Origin of the sequence: Pseudophaeobacter sp. 1A16562 (genome assembly GCF_041008785.1) — a bacterium.
GTDB classification, from domain to species: Bacteria; Pseudomonadota; Alphaproteobacteria; order Rhodobacterales; family Rhodobacteraceae; genus Phycobacter; species Phycobacter gallaeciensis_A.
This window is the reverse complement of record NZ_JAXGFT010000017.1, coordinates 40935-64358: the sequence shown is the minus strand read 5'-3', so window position 1 is coordinate 64358 and position 23424 is coordinate 40935. Positions and strand designations below refer to the sequence as shown.

The 23424-nt window shown below is 60.8% G+C and carries 20 protein-coding genes; 12 read left to right on the top strand and 8 right to left on the bottom strand.

All coding sequences use genetic code 11. The features are described 5' to 3' along the window. The first annotated feature begins 138 nt into the window (after positions 1-138). The 7 genes from SM764_RS19550 (at position 139) to SM764_RS19520 (ending at position 6581) form a co-directional block, all read left to right on the top strand. Positions 139-1197, top strand: coding sequence for an ABC transporter substrate-binding protein (locus SM764_RS19550; protein ID WP_274837833.1), 1059 nt, complete (start codon positions 139-141; stop codon positions 1195-1197). A 59-nt stretch (positions 1198-1256) separates the two neighbouring features. Continuing rightward, entirely contained in the window at positions 1257-2066 is an 810-nt protein-coding gene (locus SM764_RS19545; RefSeq protein WP_369002527.1) for an ABC transporter permease, read from the top strand. Further along, complete coding sequence (locus SM764_RS19540) at positions 2066-2857, top strand: ABC transporter ATP-binding protein (RefSeq protein WP_369002526.1); 792 nt, start codon at positions 2066-2068, stop codon at positions 2855-2857. The genes SM764_RS19545 and SM764_RS19540 overlap by 1 nt, the downstream gene beginning before the upstream one ends. 24 nt (positions 2858-2881) lie before the next feature. Then, positions 2882-3649: an SDR family NAD(P)-dependent oxidoreductase gene (locus tag SM764_RS19535; protein WP_369002525.1), complete on the top strand. Its 768-nt coding sequence runs from the start codon at positions 2882-2884 to the stop codon at positions 3647-3649. Further along, positions 3646-4377, top strand: a complete 732-nt coding sequence (locus tag SM764_RS19530) for an SDR family NAD(P)-dependent oxidoreductase (RefSeq protein ID WP_369002524.1) — start codon at positions 3646-3648, stop codon at positions 4375-4377. The genes SM764_RS19535 and SM764_RS19530 overlap by 4 nt, the downstream gene beginning before the upstream one ends. Positions 4378-4392: 15 nt before the next feature. Beyond that, positions 4393-5364, top strand: coding sequence for an agmatinase (speB, locus tag SM764_RS19525; protein ID WP_369002523.1), 972 nt, complete (start codon positions 4393-4395; stop codon positions 5362-5364). 233 nt (positions 5365-5597) lie between these two features. Continuing rightward, positions 5598-6581: a cyclase family protein gene (locus SM764_RS19520; protein WP_369002522.1), complete on the top strand. Its 984-nt coding sequence runs from the start codon at positions 5598-5600 to the stop codon at positions 6579-6581. Between the two features lie 88 nt (positions 6582-6669). On the opposite strand, the gene SM764_RS19515 is transcribed toward SM764_RS19520, so the two are convergent. The 5 genes from SM764_RS19515 to SM764_RS19495 all read right to left on the bottom strand — a co-directional run bounded on the left by SM764_RS19515 (position 6670) and on the right by SM764_RS19495 (position 14845). Further along, positions 6670-7236, bottom strand: a complete 567-nt coding sequence (locus tag SM764_RS19515; protein WP_065273753.1) for a hypothetical protein — start codon at positions 7234-7236, stop codon at positions 6670-6672. A 133-nt stretch (positions 7237-7369) separates the two neighbouring features. Next, positions 7370-8704, bottom strand: coding sequence for an HlyD family type I secretion periplasmic adaptor subunit (locus SM764_RS19510; RefSeq protein WP_369002521.1), 1335 nt, complete (start codon positions 8702-8704; stop codon positions 7370-7372). Continuing rightward, positions 8701-11154: a type I secretion system permease/ATPase gene (locus SM764_RS19505; RefSeq protein WP_369002520.1), complete on the bottom strand. Its 2454-nt coding sequence runs from the start codon at positions 11152-11154 to the stop codon at positions 8701-8703. Before SM764_RS19505 ends, SM764_RS19510 begins: the two co-directional genes overlap by 4 nt. Positions 11155-11236: 82 nt before the next feature. Further along, positions 11237-13150 (bottom strand): hypothetical protein, encoded by a 1914-nt coding sequence (locus SM764_RS19500; RefSeq protein ID WP_369002519.1) that lies wholly within the window; start codon positions 13148-13150, stop codon positions 11237-11239. Positions 13151-13387: 237 nt separating this feature from the next. Further along, a complete protein-coding gene (locus tag SM764_RS19495) occupies positions 13388-14845 on the bottom strand; it encodes a hypothetical protein (protein WP_065272815.1) in 1458 nt (485 codons plus the stop codon). 709 nt (positions 14846-15554) lie between these two features. Here SM764_RS19495 and SM764_RS19490 point away from each other — a divergent pair. Together SM764_RS19490 and SM764_RS19485 are read left to right on the top strand one after the other, a co-directional pair. After that, entirely contained in the window at positions 15555-16244 is a 690-nt protein-coding gene (locus SM764_RS19490) for a helix-turn-helix transcriptional regulator (RefSeq protein ID WP_274839759.1), read from the top strand. Beyond that, a complete protein-coding gene (locus SM764_RS19485) occupies positions 16241-16738 on the top strand; it encodes a hypothetical protein (RefSeq protein ID WP_369002518.1) in 498 nt (165 codons plus the stop codon). Before SM764_RS19490 ends, SM764_RS19485 begins: the two co-directional genes overlap by 4 nt. Before the next feature lie 61 nt (positions 16739-16799). Here the strand turns inward: SM764_RS19485 and SM764_RS19480 are convergent, their stop codons facing one another. The 3 genes from SM764_RS19480 to SM764_RS19470 form a co-directional block, all read right to left on the bottom strand. Then, positions 16800-17948, bottom strand: coding sequence for an aminotransferase class V-fold PLP-dependent enzyme (locus SM764_RS19480; protein ID WP_369002517.1), 1149 nt, complete (start codon positions 17946-17948; stop codon positions 16800-16802). A gap of 64 nt (positions 17949-18012) precedes the next feature. Continuing rightward, positions 18013-18684 (bottom strand): amino acid ABC transporter permease, encoded by a 672-nt coding sequence (locus SM764_RS19475; RefSeq protein WP_065272818.1) that lies wholly within the window; start codon positions 18682-18684, stop codon positions 18013-18015. A 94-nt stretch (positions 18685-18778) separates the two neighbouring features. Further along, positions 18779-19588, bottom strand: a complete 810-nt coding sequence (locus SM764_RS19470) for an ABC transporter substrate-binding protein (RefSeq protein ID WP_369002516.1) — start codon at positions 19586-19588, stop codon at positions 18779-18781. Positions 19589-19769: 181 nt separating this feature from the next. Here SM764_RS19470 and SM764_RS19465 point away from each other — a divergent pair, with 181 nt between their 5' ends. The 3 genes from SM764_RS19465 (at position 19770) to SM764_RS19455 (ending at position 23225) form a co-directional block, all read left to right on the top strand. Further along, positions 19770-20432 (top strand): GntR family transcriptional regulator, encoded by a 663-nt coding sequence (locus SM764_RS19465; protein WP_065272820.1) that lies wholly within the window; start codon positions 19770-19772, stop codon positions 20430-20432. 53 nt (positions 20433-20485) lie between these two features. Further along, entirely contained in the window at positions 20486-21268 is a 783-nt protein-coding gene (locus tag SM764_RS19460; RefSeq protein ID WP_369002515.1) for an amino acid ABC transporter ATP-binding protein, read from the top strand. A gap of 199 nt (positions 21269-21467) precedes the next feature. Beyond that, the gene (locus tag SM764_RS19455; RefSeq protein ID WP_369002514.1) at positions 21468-23225 is read left to right on the top strand and encodes a methyl-accepting chemotaxis protein; all 1758 of its coding nucleotides are present in this window, start codon (positions 21468-21470) and stop codon (positions 23223-23225) included. Positions 23226-23424: the final 199 nt, after the last annotated feature.

Below are 23424 nucleotides of genomic sequence, written 5' to 3'. Positions count from 1 at the left end.
TCCGGTTTTCTGCTGCTACGGGGCCATCTAATCAAACACCATATAGGTTAGTCCACTTAAAAAATTAGTTGCATTAAGTTTTTTACGGGATACGGTTTTTACCAAGTTGCACCCGAAACCGAACAACGAGGAATATCCATGCGTTCTTTTACTAAACTCGCTTCAGCTGCCGCGGTGGCACTGGGCCTGGGGGCAGGTGCTGCCGCCGCTGATACTGTCAAGGTTGGCGTCTGTGTGTCCTGGCCCGGCTACGCGATGCTGGAGGTTGCCCGTCAGAACAATCTGATCCCCGACCACGACCTGCAGATCACCATCTTCGAAGATCCGCTGGGCGGGCACGCGGCCCTCGCGGCGGGTCAGCTTGACGTTTACGGCTGCACGGCGGATTACACCCCGCTGACTGTCGACCGCGGCACCGATGTTGTGAACGTGGCCTTCCTCAACCCCTCTTACGGTGTCGACCACATCATCCTGGCCCCGGAAATTGAGGCCGCCGATCTGCCCGGCAAGAAGGTCGCGGCGCCGCAAGCCTATATCGGTCACCTGTTGATGGGCATCTGGCTGGATTCGCTTGGCGTGACCCCGGATCAGGTCGAATGGGTGAACCTCAATGCAGACGAGGCCGTGGGTCCGATGCTGTCGGGTGATCTGGCGGCGGCTTATATGTACGAGCCGTGGATCTCCAAGGTGCTGGAGGCCAGCCCTGGATCGAAAAGCGCCGTCAACACCGCCGACCCTGAGGTCCTGAAGACCGGGATCTTCATGGACGCGCTCTATATGAACAAGAACTTCATCGCCGAAAAACGCGATGTGGCGCTGGCCGTTCTGAAAGCGCGCTGGGATGGTCTGGGCTACTGGAACCAGAACGTGGCCGAGACAAACAAGGCGATGGCAGAGTTCCTGCAATGGCCGGAAGAGGACATCGGATATGTCATCGGCACCAACGGCAAGAGCTTTGAAGGCGGCATCTACATGCTAGACTTCGATGAATCCGCGCAGCTCTGCGGTGTTCTGGACGGCGAGCCGCCCTTTGGCATGGCTAATGGTTCCATGGTGGATTCCGTTGCGCTGACCAATGACTGGTGGGTTAAGCTGGGCCTGATGGACAAGACCGTCGACGCCGCAGCCGGGATCGACTGTAGCCTGATGGGTGATCTGGCCGCCTCTGGCTATCGTCAGTCGCTGACTGCCAACTAAAACAAATAGCAGAAGCGCCAGTCGGTGCTTCTGCCCCTTCCGCTACAGGAGGTAATCCGGTGCCCTCGCCAACCCGCTCCAAACGCTTTCTGGAAATCCGCATGCCGGTCACCCGTCGGCAACGCATGGTCTCTGCCTTTGGCATCTGGGCCGTGTTCTTTGCCGTCTGGACCTTGGCGGCGGCCACCGGACTGGTGAATGACCTTCTGGTTCCCTCGCCGCAAAAGGTGTTCAGCGCCACCTATGATCTGTTTGTTGCGCGCGATTTCGCCAGCGATGTGCTGGTGTCGATCACCCGCGTGTTGGTGGCCTTTGCCATGGCCTGCGCGGTTGCGGTGCCGCTGGGCGTGATGATGGGCACCTTTGCCTCGATCGAGGCAATCTTTGCCCCCTTCGTGTCGGCCTGGCGCTATCTGCCCGCGCCGTCCTTTATCCCGATCCTGTTGATGTGGTTCGGCACCGGCGAAGCCCCCAAGCTGGCGCTTCTGTTCATCGGGGTCATCTTCTTCCTGATCACCCTGATCATGGATCACACCAAGAACGTACGCAAAGAGCTGATCGAAACTGCGCTGACACTGGGCGCGAACCGCTATGTCGTGGTGTTGAAGGTCGTCTTCCCCGCCGCGCTGCCCGATATCGTGGTGGCGATGCGGCAGATGCTGGCGATGGCCTGGACCTATCTGGTGATCGCCGAGATCGTTGCCTCCACCACGGGCATCGGCGCCATGATGATGCGGGCGCGCCGCTTCCTCAAAACCGATGAGATCCTCGCCGGTATCATCGTCATCGGCGCCCTTGGCCTGCTGTTCGACCTTCTCTTTGCCGCGCTGCACCGCGGCCTGTTCCCCTATCTCAAGGAAAAACGCTGATGACCGCAACGCTGGTTGATATCTCGAACCTGTCCAAGGCGTTCGACATCGGGCGCGGGCAGAAACTTCAGGCGGTGCAGGATGTGTCATTCTCCGTCGAGAAGAACTCCATCTGTGTGCTGCTTGGCCCGTCGGGCTGCGGCAAATCCACCATCCTGCGCATGATTGCAGGGCTTGAAACCGCAACCGAGGGCGAGATTGTCGTCGGCGGGCGCAAGGTCGACGGGCCGGGGCGCGACCGGGGCATGGTGTTTCAGGCCTATACGTCGTTTGACTGGCTGACGGTGCGCAAGAACGTCGAATTTGGCATGAAGATCAACGACGTGCCCGCGCAGGAACGCCGCGAACGGGCCGAGCATTTTCTCAATCTGGTAGGCCTGTCCAAATTCGCCGACGCCTATCCGTCGCAACTGTCCGGTGGCATGCGCCAGCGCGTGGCCATTGCCCGCACCCTCGCCAATGATCCCGAAGTGTTGCTGATGGATGAACCCTTTGGCGCTCTTGATGCTGAAACCCGCTGGCTGATGCAGGAGCTGATGATCGATGTGGCGGAAAAGACCAACACCACCATGGTGATCGTCACCCATGATCTGGAAGAGGCGATCTTTCTGGCGGACAAGATCGTTTTTCTGTCGAGCCACCCGGGCCGCCTGAAGGAAGAGATTATCCCGGCTTTCAAGGATGGGTCGCGCATCGCGGACAAGGAACGCATCGTACGCCTTGAGGGCTACGGTGCGCTGGAAGAAAAACTGATGCGGCTGATGCGCGAAGAAGGGCACCGGGATGAATAAGCCAAACACAGACGGAGGCGCAGCATGAGCGTGAGTTTCGATTTCTCCGGCACATCCGTTCTGGTCACAGGCGCCAGCAGCGGCATCGGCTACGGCGTGGCGATGGGCTTTGCACGGGCAGGGGCCGACCTCACGATCCTGTCGTCGAGCGACGCGATCTTTGACGCCGCCAAAGAGATGCCCGGCAATGTGCAGGCGATTAAATGCGATATCTCGGATGCCGCAGCGGTGACACAGGCGCTGGCGCATATCGAGAAACTGGACGTGCTGATCAACAATGCGGGATTGGAACGCCCGACGCCCCTGACCGGCAAGAACCCTGAGGGCAACGCCACCTTTGAACAAATCGTCGGGATCAATATCATCGGCACCCAGAACGTGACCGATACTCTGGTGAACCGGATCAGCGACGGCGGGCGGATTATCATCACCGCGTCCATCTGGGCCAAGACCGCCGTGGGCGGGTTCTCGGCCTATGTCGCCTCCAAACACGCCAATGTGGGCCTGATGCGCACCTGGGCGCAGGAGCTGGGACCGCGCGGCATCCGTGTCAACGCCGTCTGTCCGGGGTGGGTCAAGACCGGACCTGCGATGAACTCCCTGCGGGAACTGGCTGAAACCAGCGGCCAAAGCGAAGAGGAGTTGTTGCAGGAGATCGTATCTGCGCAAGCCATCGACGGGCTGATGGAACCGGCGGATATGGCCGCGACCTATATGTTCCTTGCCAGCGATGGTGGCGCGAATATCACCGGGCAGGCGATCAACGTCGACCGGGGCGAGGTGACGGCATGAGCCTGCAAGGCCAGACCGCGCTGGTCACCGGCGGCGCGCGCGGTATTGGCCGGGCGATCTGCCTCGCGCTTGCAGATCTCGGCGCGGATGTCGGGTTCTGTCACTATGACGACCCCGAGGCCGATGCGACTTTGGCCGCTATCAATGAACGCGCGCGCGGTTTTGCCATGAGCGCGGATGTCGCCGATGAGCAGGCGGTCGAGGGATTTTTCGACGCGGCCTGCAAGGCCCTTGGCGCGCCCGACATTCTGGTGAACAACGCGGGGATCCTGCGCGAAAGCCCATTGGCCGAAACCGAGGCCGCGGATTTCGACCGGGTCATTGCGGTGAACCTTAGAGGGAGCTTCCTCGCCTCCCGCGCCTTTGTGCGCCGAACGGACAGCGGGCGGATCATCAATATTGCCAGTGATCTTGGCCTGCTGGGACGCGAAAACATGCTGGCCTATACCGCCTCAAAAGGCGCCATCATCACCATGACCCGGACGCTGGCGCGCGAACTGGCGCCGGGGATCCTGGTCAATGCCGTGGCGCCGGGCTCGACGGAAACGGATATGACCAGCCCCCAGAACATGAGCCCCGAGGCCATTGCCAAGGATCTCGACACACCACTTGCGCGCTTTGGCCAGCCGCGCGAAATCGCCGATATGGTCGTCTTTCTCGCCAGCCCGCAAAGCGGTTTCATCACCGGGCAATGCTTTGGCGTCAACGGCGGCAGCGTCATGCTTTGATCAAGGATACCCCCCATGACTGACTCTTTCTTCCACCCGGTTTCCGGTTTCGATGTGCCGCGCTTTGCCGGTGTTCCGACCTTCATGCGCCTGCCGCACCTGTCGCTTGATGATCCGCGCCTGAAGGACGTGCAGGTCGGCCTGATCGGAACCCCGTGGGACAGCGGCACGACCAACCGCCCCGGCCCACGCCACGGACCGCGCCAGCTGCGCGACATGTCGACAATGATCCGGGCGCAGAACGGCGCTACCGGTGTGCGCCCGTTCGAGATGGTGAACTGCGCCGATCTGGGCGATGTCGGGCCGAACCCGGCGGACCTGCATGACAGCATGGACCGGATCACTCAGTTCTACGACCAGGTTGTGGCCGCCGGTGTCATCCCCCTGACCGGCGGCGGAGATCACCTCTGCTCCCTGCCGATCCTGCGGGCCTTGGGCAAGAGCGCCCCCTTGGGCATGATCCATTTCGACAGCCACACGGACCTCTTCAAGGATTACTTCGGCGGCACCCAATACACCCATGGCACGCCCTTCCGCCGCGCCATCGAAGAGGGCTTGTTGGATCCAAAACGGGTCGTGCAGATCGGCATTCGCGGCACCACCTACGACAGCGAGGACCGCGACTTTGCCGATGCGGTCGGCGTGCGGGTGATCGCGATCGAGGAGTTCCATGCCCGTGGCCCAGAGGATGTAATGGCCGAAGCCCGCGAGATCGCAGGTTCGCAGCCGACCTATGTCTCCTATGACATCGATTTCGTTGATCCGGCCTTTGCGCCGGGTACCGGAACGCCCGAGGTCGGCGGGCCGAACTCCTATCAGGCCTTGCAGGTGGCCCGGCTGTTGAAGGGGGTGAACATCGTGGGTGCCGATCTGGTGGAGGTCTCGCCGCCCTTCGATCAAACCGGCGGCACCGCCTTCCTTGGCGTCTCCATCATGTTCGAGATCCTGTGCAATCTGGCACTGGCTCTGGGGGAACACTCAGAATAACTTGGCGAGAGACAGCGCATCGCGGATTTCCAGATGGCACGTGGGCCCGTGAAATGGGTGCCACAGAGCGATAGGAGAAGTGGAGCGCTGTTTCTGCTGCATGCAATGTGACGCAATCTGCTGGGTCACATTGCTGACGTGGTATCAACACTCAATTGCAAAGCGCACGGTTTTTCGCATCAGGCACCCAGGCGATGCTTTTCCGGATTCGAAAAGCACCTGAGGAAATCGCAATGCGCTTCACAACTCTACTGGCGGCCACGCTTGGCCTTGCCATGGCCGCGCCCGGCTATGCCGGTGACAGTATCCCCACCGTCGGCACCAGCCCCTGGGGACCCAAGGATGAACTTGGCGCCTTGAACCTGATGACCGAAGACACTCGGGCAGCGATCCTGTCCCGTGTTGCGGGGGGGCAGGTTTTCGACCTTTCCGTCGAGTATTTCATCGGCATGCCCGGCTGGCACGCGGCGGGCGATCCCCGGTACCAGTTCTGGATGACCCATACCCCGCGCGGTGCGGCGATTGATGACCCGCTGGGCGTTGGCCGGGATATCGGCGAACACGTCAGCTACACCGGATCGGCGGTGTCGATGTATACCCATACCGGCACTCATATCGACGCCCTGAACCACTTTGGTCTCAACGGTGAGATTTTCAACCATTTCAGTGCGGATGAACATCTGGGCGATACCGGTTGGAAGGTCACCGGCGCAGAGACGATCCCCCCCATCGTGGCCCGTGGCGTGCTGATCGATGTCGCCGCGGCAAAGGGTGTGGAGATGCTGACCGAAGGCTACCGCGTCACGCAGGCGGATCTGGAGGCCGCGCTGGAGGCGCAGGGTGTTGCCTTGCAAAAGGGCGATGTTGTCCTGATCCGGACTGGACGCATGCAGGTCTACGAAGAGGCTGACCAGTTCTCGCACAACCCGCCGGGTCTTGGCATGGAAGCGGCGCGCTACCTTGCCGAAGAATCCGGTGCGATGATCGTTGGCGCCGACAATCTGAGCTTTGAGGCCTTCCCGTCGGAGGTCGAAGGCAATTACGTGCCGGTGCATACCTACCTGCTGTCGCAGGTGGGCGTTCCGATCATCGAACTTGCCTATCTGGAAGAGTTGTCCGCCTCCGAGGTTTACGAGTTTGCCTTCGTGGCAGGCTCGCTCAAGCTGCGCGGTGCGGATGCGGCTCCGTTGCGCCCGATTGCAATGCCCCTGCAATAAGGCGCCGGACGGGCGGCTGGAGGTCAGAGGTCAGCCGCCCAACATTGTTTTTTGGATCGCCGCCCATCAGGTGTGGGGCTCGGATGGCTCAGCCTTGCTCGGTCATGCGGTCCGATCTTTGCGCATGCCGTTCCGCCACACGCGCCCGGGATGCGGCAAGATGTGCCCGCGCAGCGCGAGCCCGGTCCTGTAGCCTGTCATCAGGCACTTCGGGTGGGAAGCCGCACAGAACGTTGAAGCCTTTGTGGTCAGTAAACGCCCACTGAGCTGCCAAAAGCTGGTAGCATTTCAGATCCCAACCCTCTTCATCCGGTTCAAATCGGATACGCCAGTTGCCCCGTACCTGAACCGGCAGGCGCAGCCGCCGGATCTGCATCATGGCCTCGTGGCCGTTTGTCGCCGTGCGCAGCCCCTGTTCCCGCAGTTTCTTGATCCGGTGCAGCAGGCCTGCTGCCTCAGGTTTGCGGCGGCCGGCAAAAAGCACTTCGATCTCTGCGTCGGGTCTGACGATCCCCTTGATCAGCAGATCTCCCCGGTTGTTGCGGTTGACCACGGGGATCAGCTCCACAGGCACATCGCGCAGCTCACGCTTGAACAGGCCGGCGTCTTCGCTTTGCGGAGTCACGTGCTTTTGCTCTAGGCGTCTGTTCGTCATGCGAATGTCCGGGCGCTGGTTCATAGGGCAGACAGGGCGATAAATGCTATCGTCCTGCTTTCACCCGAAGATTTACCGCGCGCCGGTTAACAGGGCATTGAAAACAGTGTCTTTCTGCGACCAAGCCACGGGATCATTGCTCCCGGAATGCGCGTGACATGCTGTCCTTCACCGGTTTGATCAGATATTCAAAGAAGGTCCGTTCCTCGGTTTCGATCATGATGTCGGCAGGCATCCCGGGCACCGGCGCGAAGTGCGACACCCTCGCATATTCCGCTGACGACAGATCAATATGGGCGACATAGACCTCGCGGGCGATGCCCTGCGAGGTGTCGGTGATGGAATCCGCCGACAGGTAACTCACGTGACCGGTCAGCATCGGCGTGGTGCGCCGGTTCAGCGCCGAAAGCCGTACCGCCGCGACCTGTCCGACGCGGATACTGTCGATATCAGTGCGCGGCACCAGGGTTTCGATCAGCAGGGGTGCATCGGCGGGCAGGATCTCGGCGATGGGTTTGCCGCTTTCGATGACGCCGCCAGAACTGTGGTAGTAAAGGCGCACGATGGTGCCGTTGACGGGCGCCACAACGGTCGAGCGGGACAGCACGTCCTTGGCCTTGCGGGCCTTTTCGCGGATCGTGTCCAACTCGGCCTGCACCGCCTGCAGCTCATCCAGCGCCTTGCGCCGACGTTCCGTTGTCAGTTTTTCGATCTCCAGCTCAAACTTAAGCCGGGATCGTTCTATTTCTTCAACCTCTGATTCAATCCGTGCGATATGGCCGTCTGTCTCCAGCATCGCGCGGCGCACATAGTTGAATTCGGGGCGCCGGATCAGGCCGCGTTCCAGCAGGGCTTCCTTATCGCTTAGCTCTTCGCCGAGGTTCACGCCCCGCGCGCGATAAGCGGCCAGCTGCGCCTTGTAGCCCTTGCTGCGGATTTGAAGCGAGGCGATACCGTTCTCCAGAATCTCCAGCTCCTTTTGCTGCATGTGCCGGGCCGAGGTAAAGGATAGCCGCTGATCCTCAACGATTTGGGCCACCTGCTGGTTCTCTTTGGCCAGTTGCAGAAGGCGGGGGGAGAACGTGACCTCCTCCGCCTCATCATATTCGGCCCGAACCCGCGCTTCGGCGGCCTCAAGCCGCGCCTTGCGGAACTCCATTTCGCGCAGGTCGGCCTGCGCCGCTGTCTGTTTCAGCTGGATGATTTGATCGCCCTTGCTGATGCGGTCGCCCTCGGAGACAAGGATCGCCTCGATGATGCCACCTTCCAGGTGCTGGACGATCTTGTTCTGGCCGGTGGCGACGAAGCTGCCCTGTGAAATCACCGCCGCCGCCAGCGGCGCGCGGAAGGCCCAGGTGCCAAAGCCGCCAAAGGCGATGGCAAAGAGCGCGATGCCAAAGATCACATGCTTGCGGATCGAGCGGGGCACCTCGTGGTGCCATTCCATGAGATCGACGGTCTGTGTCATTGCGCGTTCCCCCCTTGTGTGGGCGTGGTGCCCCCCTCGGGACCACGGGTGTTGCCCTGCTGGAAATTGGCCAGCTGCTTCAGCACTTCATTGCGATGCCCCATCAAGGCGACATTGCCGTCCGACAGCAGCATGATCTTGTCGACAACGCTCAGCAGCGTTGGTTTCTGGGTGATGACCACCACGGTGATCTTGTTCTCCTTGGCGTGCTGAATAGCGCGCGCCAGCGCCTGATCACCCGCGACATCCAGGTTCGAATTCGGCTCGTCCAGAACCAGAAGCCGCGGATTGCCAAAGAAGGCCCGGGCCAGGGCGATACGCTGTTTCTGCCCACCCGACAGGGGCGATCCATCCGCTGCCACCATGGTTTCATAGCCCTGCGGCAGTGACGCGATCATGTTGTGCACGTCGGCCAGTACCGCAGCGCGGTGGATCTGTTCGTCGGTGGCATCATCGCGCATCCGGGCGATGTTCTGTTTGATGGAACCGGGGAACAGCTGCACGTCCTGTGGCAGGTAACCGATGTTCTCGCCCAGCTGGCGCGGCTCCCAGTTTCGCAGATCCATCAGATCAAGCCGGACATTGCCCGAGGTCGGCAGGATCGACCCCACCAGCATCTTGCCCAGTGTCGTCTTGCCCGCGCCGGAATTGCCGATCACCGCCAGCGTATCGCCGGGTTCCAGAGAAAATCCGACAGCATTCAGCACCACCTGTTTGGTGCCGTTCGGGACATATAGCAGCCGCTCTACATCCAGCCGACCTTGTGGATCGGGCAGGCGCAGCCGTTCGAACTGATGGGCAGAGCGGGTGAGAAGGTTGGAAATCCGACCATAAGCCGAGCGCGACAGCAGGAAGGCGTTCCAGCCTTCGATGGCGCCTTCGACCGGGGCCAGCGCCCGGCCGGCAATGATCGAGGCAGCAATCACCATCCCGCCGGTAATCTCCCCGGCAATCGCCAGATAGGCGCCCCATCCCAGCATCCCGACCTGCGTCAGTAGCCGCACGCCGCGCGACAGGGTGGCAGACATCACGTTGCGGTCTTGCGCGCGGACCTGCGAGGTCAGCGAAGCCGCAGTGTCGCGGCCCCAGATGGTGACCGCCTCAGGAATCATCGCCAGCGCGTTGATGATCTGGCTGTTCCGGGTCATGGAATCGAGGTGCATATTCGCTTTTGACTGCGCCAGGTTCGCCTCGGCAAAGGGGCGCGCGGTCATTTTCTGGTTCACGTTTGCGATCACCAGCAGAACGATTGCCGTTCCCGCAACGATATAGCCCAGATGCGGGTGCACCAAAAAGATCGCGACCATAAAGATCGGCGCAAAGGGCACGTCGAGAAAGGACATCAGCGTGCCGGAGGTGAGGAAACTTCGCACCTGCTGCAAATCGCCCAAGGCCTGATACTCGCGCCCGGATCCATGCAGCGAGGCATGCGCCGCCGCGCTCAGGATTGGCGCGCCAAGGCGGGCAGCCACCTCGACCGCGGTGCGCATCAGCATGAAGCGTCGCACCGCGTCAAAGACTGACTGCAGGATCACCGCGCCGGCAATCACCAGCGTCAGCATGATCAGCGTATCCACCGAGCGGCTGGTCAGCACGCGGTCGGAGATCTGAAACAGATAAAGCGGAATGGCCAGCACCAGAACATTGGTGGCGCAGGTCATCAGCATCACGAAGCCCATATTGCGCCGGACCGCCACGACGCCTTCGCGCAGGCTCTTTTCGTAGTTCTGTGGTCCAAGCCGCCGGTGGAACCGTGCAGGTCCGCCACCGCCGCCATTGCCGCCTCCGTTGCCGCCTCCGTTGCCGCCATTGGCAGGGGGCTCTGCGGCGTCGTCCTGCTTGCGCACACGGGTATTGATCTGCCCCTCCAGCGTTGTCCCGCCCAGCCCGCGGGCCGGTGGGGTCATGCGGCCTTCCTCGGGGGCTTTCTGTTTCGCTCTGGCAGTCTGTAAGGCCTGAGAGATCGGCCCGGCCTTGGGGGTCGGCCGGGGGGTGGAGGGGGGCGTGGTTTCGGGCGCGACTTCCGGGTCGGCAGCCTTCATCGTCTCAGGTGTGATCTCGGCCTCTGCCGGGGTAGGTTGCGGCATTGCGAGAGAGGGGGGGCTGTCGCTTGCGGCAGGTTCGTGGCCCGAATTGGGAGGCGCCGGTTCCTCGGTGGGTCGGCGCATGTGGCGTTCCAGGCAATAGGGCGCGGGATCCGGTTTGGCCTCCAGCTGCTCCGGCCCGAACCGTTCCGGCTTTTGCTGGTCTTGATCGTCGGTGACCAATGTCAGAGTGCTTGTTTGCTCTTCCTGTTGCGGCGCCGTGGCTATGGTGTGCGGGAAGCCTGCGGTTCGACCAGATTTTAGTGAGGCTGCGGCCTTTGCCTGCAAGACCTGCAGAGCTTTTTGGTTGTCGATTGCTTCTTCTTCCTCGGTGCCGCAGCGTGCATCGTATTTGGTAATTTTCATGACACTCCCCCTGTGTTTCGTCCCTGTTTCTCGTCCCTGTTTCTCGTCCGTGTGTTTGTCCCTGGTCTCAGTCCCTATTGGTTCAGGCCAGCATCGTCTGCATGACATCCAGATGTGCGGGCGCTTCGTCTTGAACCGCGGTTGACGCGGCTGTGTGATCCGCATCCGCGGCGTTTCCGGTGGCATTCAGATCGGTCAGAAAGGCCACCGCTTCGCTTGCCAGTGGCGCTTCGGGGCCGGGGGCAAGACGCACATCGGTGGGCGGCGCATCGCCGGAAATCAGCTGGGCCTGGTACAAGACCGCGTCGGAAAACACCGATCCGCCCGACATCACATGAGAAGGCAGACCATTGTCGAAGATCGTGGCCAGATTTACGGTCGCATTGGCGCCCGTGCTGACCATCGCCGCATCACCCGGAGCCTCAGGGGCCTCGGGGCCGTCCGGGGCGTTGGGAATGTCGATCAGGTCGCTGTCGGAGAGGACATTGATCTGGGTGACCTCGCGCATTTGGATGAGGTCGCCGCCGACATAAAGGACGCTTGGCACCTCCTGCGGGGCCCAGAGGCCGCTGGTCAGAACCGGCGACAGGTCGGGCGCTTCGGGGTCGAACCCATCCAGCAGAGCGCGGAAGTCCCCGGTGAGGGCGCTGATCTGGTCTTCTCCGGTATGGGTGATCGACGCGCTGTTGATCAGCGCGTTGTCCGAGCTTTGGCTGGCTGCGCCGGGCTGAGAGGCCGCGGTCGGCGCGGGGTGGGGCAGCCAGAAATCCTCATCCAGCAGGATATTAGTCTGCGTGATCGTGTTCTGTATAATCATGTCGCCGGCGACAATGATCAGGTCATAGGCCTGACCAAAGGTGCCGGTGAAGTTGAAATTGACGGCTTGGTTTTCACCGGTGGACAGGGTGGTTTCGCTGCCGGAGGTGGTGAAGGAGACCGTATCCTCATCCCGGATCATATTGATCTGGTGAATCCAGTCATAGGTGATCAGGTCATCCTCGATACAGGCGAGGGTCACCAGACCGGGCAGACTGCCCGCGCTGCCGGTTGCGGGCGGGGCGGTTTCTGTCGGCTGTCCGTCAAAACTGGCTGCGTTGATCAGCTGGTTGTCCTCTTCGGGCCGCGCAGCGTCATCCCGCAGCACGTTGACCTGCGAAATTACATCCAGGTTGGCCACGTCGCCCCCGACCGCGATGACGGCCGCATCGACGCCACCGCCGCTGATTATCGCTTCGTTGAGAGCGAGGTTCTCACCAGTGGTCTGGGTTGGGGTGTCGGCCGCCTGTGGTGTTTCGTCCGTTTCTGTTTCGGCATCGGGTTGCAGGGGTTGAGGCAGTGCGTCCTGCCAGGCGGGTAGCTCCGGCTCTGCCTCACCGTTCATTGTCACACCCTGCAGGGATGTGCCCGTGGCGATATGGACTGTAGCGGCTGGTGTCTGCGCCGCAGCATCATCGGCGCGGTCGAGGATCTGCGTGACGATCGTTTCGCCCACCTCGGCCGGGCTTGGCAGGTCGTTTTCCTCTGCCAGATCGTCAGATTGACTGGAAAACTGATCGGTAGCGAGGGTGACGGCCTCAGGATCCAGCACCTGCAAGCGCGCGGCCAGAACTTGCAGCTCCATCAGGTTCTCGCTCTGAGTCTGCACGAAGCCCTGAGCGGTTTCTGCGGAGATGTTCAGATTGTCCTGATCCATCAGCGTGTTCACCTGCAATGTAACATGTACGGAAGCGCCCGGCGGCGGTGCTGCATGGACTGGCGGCAGAGCGCCGCTCGGCCCGGCAGCACTGGCCTGCTCCAGCGGAGGCGCCAAGGCGCCTGGCGGCAGGTGGACATCAGGCGGTGCCAGAGAGGTTTGCGGAAGAGGCTGCGGCGCCTGGGGCGCGGGTGTCGGTGCCGGAAGGCTGTAAGACGTGGCATCCTGAGCCTGCGGGGCGTACCCCTGTGGGCCGTAGACGAAATCGCGGGCTGCGGAGTGTTCCTGCAGCAGGTCGAGCATCTGTTTCTTTTGTTGGAACCGGAAGCTGCTATATTCAATACGTGAATGTGTATTTTCGGTAACCGTTTGAAAGAGGCCGATAAAATATGCGATCGCTTCTGTCGTCTTGTCCATAAACATGGCGGACGCTACCGATACGGAAAAAGAGTTTCGGGGCAAGCCCGCGCGATAGATACGCCGCGCGGGCCGGTTTCTGGTGGGGTGCCGGCACGTTGTCCGACACCCCCGGCTGTGGGGTCAGCCGTCGTCTTCGCCGGTCAGGGTGTAGGTCGAGTTCAGATCGTGACCGACGGTGGTCATGTCCACGGTATTGCCAAGGACATTTGCACCCATGGTGATCGACTGGTTGAACGCCGTGGTGTCCAGGATCGCATCTGCCGAGGCATAGGATTCGCCTGTGACGAAGCCGTCATCCCCGTTGTGCGATCCCCACATGCCGCCGCTGCCGCCGCTGCCGCCGTCACCACCGACGGCCATCGCTGCGTCGCCGCCGATCACCGAGGAATGGGCCGCGCCTGCAGTGGTGCTGCCACCAACCGCGCTGCCGGTTGCGCCGCCTGCACCACCGGCTGCGCCGGCTGCACCAGCCGCACCAGAGGCTGCGCTGGAATGTGCGCCCGCAGCGATCCCGCCGCCTCCGGCCATGGCGCCAGAGCTGGCCGCCGCGATCGCCGCAGCCGCATCGCCGCCTTCCAGGAAGTCGAGCAGGCCAAGGTCAATACCACCTTCGACCGCTGATGCACCTGCAGCCGCGCCACTGGCCGCTGCGCCGACACCGACGCCAACATTCACGCTGGTGGCATCGGCCGCGCCGCTGGCGCCGCCCTGAGCAGATGCTGCCCCGCCGCCGCCGCCATCACCGGATTCGACATCGTCGGATTGCGACCAGCCGCCAAAGGCTGCGCCAAGCGCGTCACCGCCGCTGGAACCGGCGTCACCGCCGCTGGAGCCGCTGCCACCTTCGGCCGCGATGCCTTCGTCAGCCTCTGCCGAGCCACCGGTGGCACTGCCATTCTGGTTGAAGCCGGCGCCGGAATTGGTGACATCCGGATCATGCAGCGAGTCGTTGTCATTGAGCTTGTTGTTCATGACGTTGACGGTGCCGACATCATTGCCCGGGCCGTTGAGCGCATTGTTGAGCAGGTTTTCCAGGTTCACGTCATCGCCGATGTCGTAGTGCATATCGCCGTCTTCGGTCATCAGCACATCACCAATCGAGGAGCCACCCTGCACGTCGATGTCGGCAAAGTCGTCATCGTTGGGCATGTAGCCTTCCATATCGATATCGATATCCACGTCCACGTCCGTATCGGTGGTGTGGGAGCTGTCGGTGGCCGTGCGACTGATATTGGTGTCGCTGTTGGTCGTCGTGGTATTGTTGTTGTTGGTGTTGCTGTCCGTATTGGTGTTGGAATCGACGTCCTCGTTGTAGTCGTAATTCCAGTTGCCATTGGCGTTACCGTTGGCGTTGCCGTTCAGGCTGGCGTTGCCATTGAGGTTCAGGTTGCCGTTGCCATTACCGTTGAGGTTGAGGCTTTCCTGGGACTGCGCCTGACCCTGACCTTGGCCCTGGGCTTGCCCCTGACCTTGTCCTTGATCCTGGTCCTGAGTTTGTTCCTGATCGCCGTTGTCGTTATAGGTCACCGGGCTGTTGTTGAACCATCCGAGCGCGGTTTGATTGTTTTTGATAGACATTGCTTTGGGTCCTTTGTCGGTTTGCCCGCTGCGACCGTCAGTCATCTCTAAAACGGCCATCTCCGGGCGGTTGAGTTCAGCCGGGCATGTGTGTCCAGCTGGCTTCGGGGAACGCCGCCTTCAGCAGGCATTGGCATTCCGGGCGCTGCAATAAGCGCTGGACCAGAGTGCGCGTGGACCGGGTGAAAAAATAGCTGGATGAAATATTAATGCTCGAACCGGCGTGGTTTCTTTCCGCTTAGAACAAATGGACAAAGTTTGTAGTGGGATTCGGAAAGTCGGGCAGGGGGCTACTACCGATTCGGTCTATTTCAGCAGAAGCAAGCCCTTTCCGCAAAGGGCCCAGGTCAGCGGCTGTCAAGAGGGTGGTCAGCGTCGCGCCGACTGAAAAAATGTTAGTTAATATAACGTTAAGACTTTCCTGGTGCAGGGCGCTCGCCCCGGGGCAGGTGGCTTCGCGTTAAGTCTAAAGGTTAATATAAATTAGAATTTCACCTCTTGGTTCGATTTGTGTAATGTTTATTCAGAGGTGGTCGCGCCTAACAGCGCCGGGGGGCCATCCCGATGGGGAAGCTGACATTACCGGCGACAAAAACCGCACCCTTGCTGTTGAGGATTGCGACAGACACCCGATGTAAAAATATTGCAACATTTGAAGCCGGACTGTTGAGCAGTCGGTCCCGACCTCGATGGGTTGTGGAGTAGTGTTATGAGTGTAAAGTCTATTACGATCCTAGGCGGGGGGGCGACCCTGTCCGAACAATGTGCCCGTGTGATCAAGCAAGAATATGCGGGTGTTCAGCTCATTCGGCTGAAGAGCATCGACCAGTTGAAGATTCTCGAACATTCCGAGGGCATGACTGTTCCCGGTCCAACCTCCCTTGCGCTTGTCGAGCAGGAGGTGATCGAAGAGGATATCGAAAAGGGCCTTGATGCCGTCAAACTGCTGGCTCCGAAACGGGTGGTTCTGGCCTATCACGACGATGATGTCGCTGCCGAGTTCTACCGTCACGTGCGCGGACGGCAGGAGCTAGGCCGTTTCGGGTTCCTGCCGATGAACCTGCAGCTTGATTGCTGGCTGTCGATGCTGCGGTTGCTGATCCTGGACCAGGGCTGCGTTCCAAACGCGCTATTGGCCAAGGTGCGGCCTCAGGCATCTTCCCGGGTGAGCGAGCAAGTCACCGGCGGCTGCCGCTGCGCCGACGCGAACCTCACTCCGCGCGAGAACGAGATCCTGCGTCTTGTGGCGCGGGGCAAGCAGAACAAGCTGATCGCGGCCGATCTCGCGGTTTCGGAGCACACGGTGAAACTGCACATGCACAATATCATGAAGAAGCTGGGCGTGCGGAACCGGACCGAGGCTGCCGGGCTATACTTTAGTGAGGCTAGGACCGGATGACCCTGGCGGCCGATCAGAACTTTTCTCAGTTGCTGATGTTGATCGGTCGCCTCAACTACACCTGGACCAATACCGAAAGCCTGTTCATCCATCTGATTGCGGGGCTGTCCGATACGGATACCGAAGCGGCGCTGATCATCTTTCTGACGCTCAACACCACCCGCGCCCGGGTCGAACTGGTCGAGCGCCTGGTCAAGCTGGAGCGCTGTGACCGAGAACTGCGGGGGCGGGTGCTGGAGGCGACCAAGCTGATGATGCGCCAGTCCGCCCTGCGGAACAGGTACAATCACTGCATCTATTCCTTTGACAAGGACGCGGGCATGGCGCGGACAATTCTGATGCGCATTTCCGACCGCAAGGACCGGCTGAAGATCGGGCAGACAAGTGATGTCGATGATCGCGCGATAGAAGAGATCGAACGCACGATCGCCACGCTTCAGGACGTTAACAGCACCATCTGGACGATCGTTCAGGATTACGGGTTTCCGACCTGACAGGGCCGACCAGGGCCGCCGCCGCGCCCGTGGACACGGCGGCGGTGAGGCGTGTGTGGTGTCAGGCGGCCTTTGCCAACAGGCTGCCAAGCGCTTGCAGGGCACGCGAAACGCCTGCTTCGGTGGTGATGGTTCCCGGGGACATGCGCAGGATCTGACCGCGTGCATCCATATAGATCTGCTGGGTGCGTAGCTGCTCCAGCACCTCCGGCGCCGGGGTGCCTTGCGGTAGGGAAACCATCAGGCTGCCACCACGCTTGTCAGGATCCAGCGGGCTGGCCAGTCTCAGGCCAAGAGAGGTGAGACCATCGCACAGCTGCTGCGACAGGGCGCGGTTGTGTGCCACGAACGCGGCATCGTCCTGCTGCATCCGCCATTGCAGCGCGGGCAGGCTGGCGACCGCAGGCAGGCAGGAGGGGGTGCCATTGTCGAACCGGCGCGCATCCGGGGCAAAGGAAAAGGCATCCAGTGCCCAGGAGAACGGGTTGTCCTGCGAAAACCATCCACGCAGGTCCGGCTCACACTGCGGCAGCAGGCCTTCATCCACGTAGATAATACCGGCGCCTGGCGTGCCACAGAGCCATTTGAGGCTGGTAGAAATCACGAAATCGGCCTTGGGTTTGGCCACGTCATAAGGCAGCAATCCGGCGCCTTGGGTGATATCGACGCCGATCAGGCTGCCCATCTTGCGGCCATGGGCAGCCAGACGTTCAATGTCGCTGCGGTGTGAACTGGTGGAGCTGATCCAGGTGAGCAGGGCCAGACCGACGTTTTCGTCCCATTCGGCCAGAATATCGTCATCCTCGACCCAATGGGCGCCTTGCCGCATGGCAACGGTCTGCAGGTCGAACTCGTAACGCTCCGAAAGACCGCTGAGCAGGAAATGCAGCGACGGAAAGCCATCCTCGGCCACCAGGACCTTTTTGCCTTTCAGTGTTTCGGCAGGCAGGGCACCGATCACCGACATCAGTGCGGCGGTCACGTTCTCGGCCGTGGTCAGGGTGCCTGGCGGCGCCTTGATCAGTTGTTCCCAAAGGTCGATGAACTGCTGGCGCTTGTGCAGGATCTCGCCCCATTGTCCGTCGTCGAAGGCGGCCCAGGTCTGGGCAAAATCAGTCAACCCGCGGGACAGGTCGGCCTCTTTTTCGGGGTAGTGGCCGATGGAATGATACAACAGGTAGGCGTCGCCGCCGCCGGAAACTGCGGACATGGTCTTCTCCGTGGAATGGGATTGGGCGCCGGGGGCGCCGGGAGTGGGATGGCTCAGCCGGGGATTAGCGGTAGCCACGTTTATAGTGTTGTTCGAGCCAGCTGGTGAACCGGACTAGGGGCCACAGGAAAGCGGCATAGATGGCCGCAGCCAGCAACAGCGGGGTTGGGTTGGCAAACAGCGCCTGCGCATCGGTTGCCTGTTTCAGCAGGTCATCCATCGCCACCACCGAGGCCAGCGAGGTGTCCTTGATGATCGCAACACAATATGACGCCAGCGGCGGAATCATCATGCGAAAGGCCTGCGGCAGCACGACCTTGCGCATGGTGGTGAGAAACGAAAGGCCAAGCGCCTCGGAGGCTTCGAACTGGCCCTTTGGTACCGCTTCGATGCCCGCGCGCACCACCTCGGCGGTATAGGCGGCCAGCACCAGTGACAGGGCGATGGTGGCCGCGACGAAAGAAGAAAAGACGATCCCGGCAAAGGGCAGGGCGTAATAGACGAGGATCAGTACCACCAGCACGGGGATCGCGCGCAGAAGATCAATGTAAAAGGTGGCCAGCAGCCGGAAGGGTTTCGCGGCATAAAGCCGGACCAGACAGATCAGCACGCCAAGGCTGCCACCCACCACAATTGCGGAAGCGCCCAGAAGAAGCGTGTTCAACAAACCGCGCATCAGGATGGGAAAGGCGCGCTGCATCACGTCCAGATTGAAGAAGATATCGAAAATTTCCATGTGATACTCTGCTGTCTGTAGGACGTTGGGCCAAAGGGTTGGCCCGGCAGGCGCAGCGAGGGTGGTCGATCCCATCCCCCGCTGCGCCCAACGTTTAGTCTGCCGAGGTCGGGACCGGCAGTGGGGTCACGGTCAGGCTGTCGGCCTTGGGCGCAACCTGGAACCATTTCTCGTAAAGCTTCGCCATGGTGCCATCGGTCTTCATCTCTGAAATCGCGTCGTTGAAGGCCTCAAGGCGTTCCGATCCTTTGGGCATCATGATGGCGAATTTGTCGCCGGTCGGGATCTCGGCCGCAATGGACAGGCCGGTCATGTGTTCCTGATTGAAGGCATAGCGCAGGCCGACGATGTCATTGACGGCCGCGTCGATACGACCGCTGCGCAGATCCGTCAGCATGTTGGCGGTGCTGTCGTAGCTGGAATAGGACGCATAGCCGATTTCACCTTCGCGCTCTTTCAGCCAGTTTTCAGGGAAGGAGGTCGCGATGGAGCCGACCCGCTTGCCGCCAAGGTCCGCAACGCTGGCGATGCCTGCGCCGTCCTTGGTCCCCACACCCAGAGCGCCGGAAAAATAAGGCTGGGTAAAGGATTGCGCCTCAAGCCGTTCGTTGGTGATGGTGAGCGAGGAAATCACCGCATCCACCCGGCGCGATGCGGTAGCGACGAAAAGCGCCCGGAAGTCGAGACTGCTGATCTCGGCTTCGGCGCCGATGCGAGAGGCGATTTCGTTGATGATGTCGACCTCGAAGCCTTCGAACTTGCCGTCTTCGTTCTTGTACTCCCAGGGCGGGTTGGCCGGGTAAGAGCCGATCTTGAGCGTCTCCTGCGCGGTTGCCGCAAGGCCGGACACCGCGACCATGGCCGCTGCGGCCAGTCCGGTAAGCATTCGAGTTCTGAAAGTCATGGGAAACCCCCTTGTTGAAGCAAGCTGCGCGGTTGATTGGGCTCCGCGCTTATCGTCTACGGTAGTCAGAATCAGTATACGGCTTCAAGCTTTTATTTTAAGCATAAACCTTTTCAGGCCTTATATGGCTGTGTATAAAGGGATTAGTTTGTTGTTTCTGTATACGAAAGTAGGGGCGCACATGTCGGATACACCCAAGCGGCACATGAAGGATGTGATCTATGATGCCTATCTGGGGCGCATTCAGCGCGGTGAGCTGACCCCCGATGACCGTCTGGTGGATACCGCCATTGCAGCGGAGTTCGAGGTGTCGCGGATGCCGGTGCGCGATGCCCTGATGCGGTTGACGCACGAGGGCTATCTGGCAAGCACCACCCGGGGCTTCACCCTGCCAACGCTGGAGCCGCGACAGATTCTGGAAATCTTTGAATTGCGACGCCTGTTGGAGCCCCGGGCTGCTGCGCTCGCCACGCATGAGCTGACGGCTGATGATTTCGAGCGGATGCAGCAGGCTGTTACCCTGTCTGAAAGCACGCTCGAGACAGGAGACATAGAGGCGCTCTACCGCGCCTCCGAGGACATCCGGCGGACCTGGGTCATGGCGGTTCCGAATGCCGAGCTGCGCGACACGATCCAGCGCTACATGGTGCAGATACAGGCGGTCCGCATGGCAACCCTGCGCGACACCCAGGCGCACCGGGTACTGGTCGCCTTTCACCGCCGCATGCTGGAGACTTTCAAGAGCCGCAGGAGCGCGGATGTGGAGCTCTTGCTGATGCGTTTCGTGCTGGCCGGGGAGGACAGCTACCTGCGGGTGTCGGGCCGTGAGGCGGACACAGAATGAACCACCGGCGCTAAAGCGCGCGCCGTACTTCAAAGGCTTTTCAGGGGCAGAACATGACCAATCCGACACTAACCAAACCGGCACAGACTGAGGCGCGCGAAGAGGCCGTGATCCAGATTTCCGGTCTCAACAAATGGTATGGCGACTTTCACGTGTTACGGGGGATCGACCTGACGGTGAAGAAGGGTGAGCGGATCGTCATCGCTGGGCCATCAGGGTCGGGTAAATCCACGCTGATCCGCTGCATCAATCGGCTGGAGGCCCATCAGGAAGGGCAGATTGTCGTCGATGGCACCGAGCTGACCTCGGATTTGAAGAATATCGGGCAGGTACGGTCCGAGGTTGGTATGTGTTTTCAGCACTTCAACCTGTTCCCGCATATGACGATCCTGGAAAACTGCATTCTGGCGCCAATGTCCGTGAGGGGCCTGTCGCAAGCGGAGGCCGAGGCCACTGCCCGCAGTTTTCTGGCAAAGGTGCATATCGAGAACCAGGCCGAGAAATATCCCGGGCAATTGTCCGGTGGTCAGCAGCAGCGGGTGGCCATCGCCCGAGCCCTGTGCATGCGGCCCCGCGTGATGCTGTTTGACGAGCCGACGTCGGCCTTGGACCCTGAGGTCATTAAGGAAGTTCTGGACACCATGATCGAGCTGGCAGAAACCGGAATGACCATGGTTTGCGTAACCCATGAAATGGGATTTGCCCGGCAGGTGGCGGATCGGGTGATCTTCATGGATGAGGGAAAAATCATCGAGGAAAACACGCCAGAGCTGTTTTTTTCTGCGCCAAAACACCAACGGACCCAGGGTTTCCTCAACCAAATTCTTGGCCATTGATGGGGGGCGTCCGGTTGCTCAGAAAACGGAATGAATGCGGAAAATTGAACCTGTTTTCCGTTTGATTCACCTTTCCAGAGGGGCGGGGGTAACCGGATATACATTAATTTTACCTAGCGTGAAGATCTCCAGGGCGTGTGTTGTCCTGCAACAGCACGGCTATGAGCGCTCTGTGAAGGCTCCAAATAGGTAAGTAACTATGCACCGTTTCTCTCTGCGCACTCAGGTTTTCTTATTGGGCGGCACCTTTGTTGCCATGCTTGCGGCCATTGCCGTGACATCCTGGCTCGTAAGTAACCGTCTCACCGAAAGCATCTATCAATCCCGCCTCGTGGTCGCTCAGCTGAAAAGCCTGGACGACATGAAAGAAGATATCGAACAGGGGCTGGCTGATCTTCTGGCCTATACCGGCGGCGATAATGCCGGTCTGGCCGGTCTGCGCGGCAACATCGAAGAGGTCGTTGCCGAAGTCGAAGCCGCCAAAGGTCGTTTCGTCGATGTTTCCATCGCCAGCGCACGGCAACCGGATGTCTTCAAGACCGTGATGACTCTGACGCCGACCTTGGACAGCTTTGCCGCAACGACCGCGGCTCTTGAACGGGCTGCACCCGAAGAACGGCGGGATCTGGCCTATGCCGAGATCGTTCCGGCCATTGCCCTCCTGCGTGATACCGTGAATGGCCTGCAAGACACGATGGGTGAGCGCACACAGGCGGTCGAAGCCGAAATCACTCAACTGATTGAGCGCAGTCGGCTTTTGCAGCTCGGTATCAGCGTTGCCGCCATGGCCGGTGCTCTGATCATGGCGCTGGTGTTCGGTGTGCTTCTTAGTCGTCCCATCGTCGAAGCCGCTGGTGCAGTGAAGCGGCTGATGGACGAGGATTACAGCAGCGAAATCGCGGATACCCATCGCGGCGATGAAGTTGGGGAGATTGCCCGCAATCTTGCCGGGCTGCGTGACCGGCTTGCCGAAGCGCAGGTGACCGAGCAGAAAAACCAGCACGAGAATGCACGCCGGGTGGAATTGTTCCAGATCCTCAGTTCGTCGATGGCGCGACTGAAGGGGGGCGACATGCAGCAGCGCATCCCCTCCGGGGACTGGGTCGATCTGGGTGAAAGTTATGAAATGCTGTGCATCGACTTCAACGATCTGGCCTCGGCGCTGGGCGATCTTGTCGAGGAATTGCGGATCAGTGCCGGCGCTGTGGATCAGAACGCCCGCAGCCTGTCCTCGATGTCCGATGAAATGTCGCAGCGTGCCGAAACCCAAGCCGCTACTCTGGAAGAATCCGCTGCCGCGTTGGAGCAGCTGTCGGCCAGCGTACAATCGGCTGCAGAACAGGCACAGGCTGCTGATCAGCAGGCCAAGGCCGGGCGCACCCGCGCCGAAAGCGGTGGTCAGGTCATGCAGGAGGCCAAGGCGGCGATGAGCTCGATCGCAGAAACCTCGGAAAGCATCACCAAGATCATCACCGTCATCGACGATATCGCCTTCCAGACCAGCCTGCTTGCGCTCAACGCTGGCGTCGAGGCTGCGCGGGCGGGTGAAGCGGGCCGCGGTTTCGCTGTTGTCGCCTCCGAGGTGCGCGGTCTGGCCCATCTGGCGGCCAAATCGGCCAATGATATCAAGGAACTCGTCGGCAGCAGCGCCAAACAGGTTGCAGAGGGCGAACGCCTGGTAGAGGCAACCGGTGACACGCTGAGCGAGATCGTCAAGAGCGTCACCGAGGTTTCTGAGCTGGTGTCCTCCATCGCCTCCTCTGCAACTGAGCAGGCCTCGGGCCTGCAGGAGATCAACGTCGGCGTTGCACAGCTGGATCAGGTCACGCAGCAGAACGCGGCCATGGTCCACGAAACGATCGGGGCAAGTCAGAAAATGCAGAGCGAATCCTCGCGTCTGACCGACCTGTTGCAGCGTTTCGCAGGCACTTCGGACGCGGAACAGCAAGCCGCCTGAGCGTCGGCTTGGCGATGCGAGCCTTGTTAAAGCGAGACACCCCGGCAGCTGCGCAGGCTGTCGGGGTGTGTATTTCGGGGAGGCGCCGCAAGCGGCATCTCAGAACCTGTGATGAGCTGGATCTGCCCCTACGCAGTGCCGATGGATACTGAGCCGGATACAAAGACATTGGCGCTGATTTACGTTTTTTTACCGACAT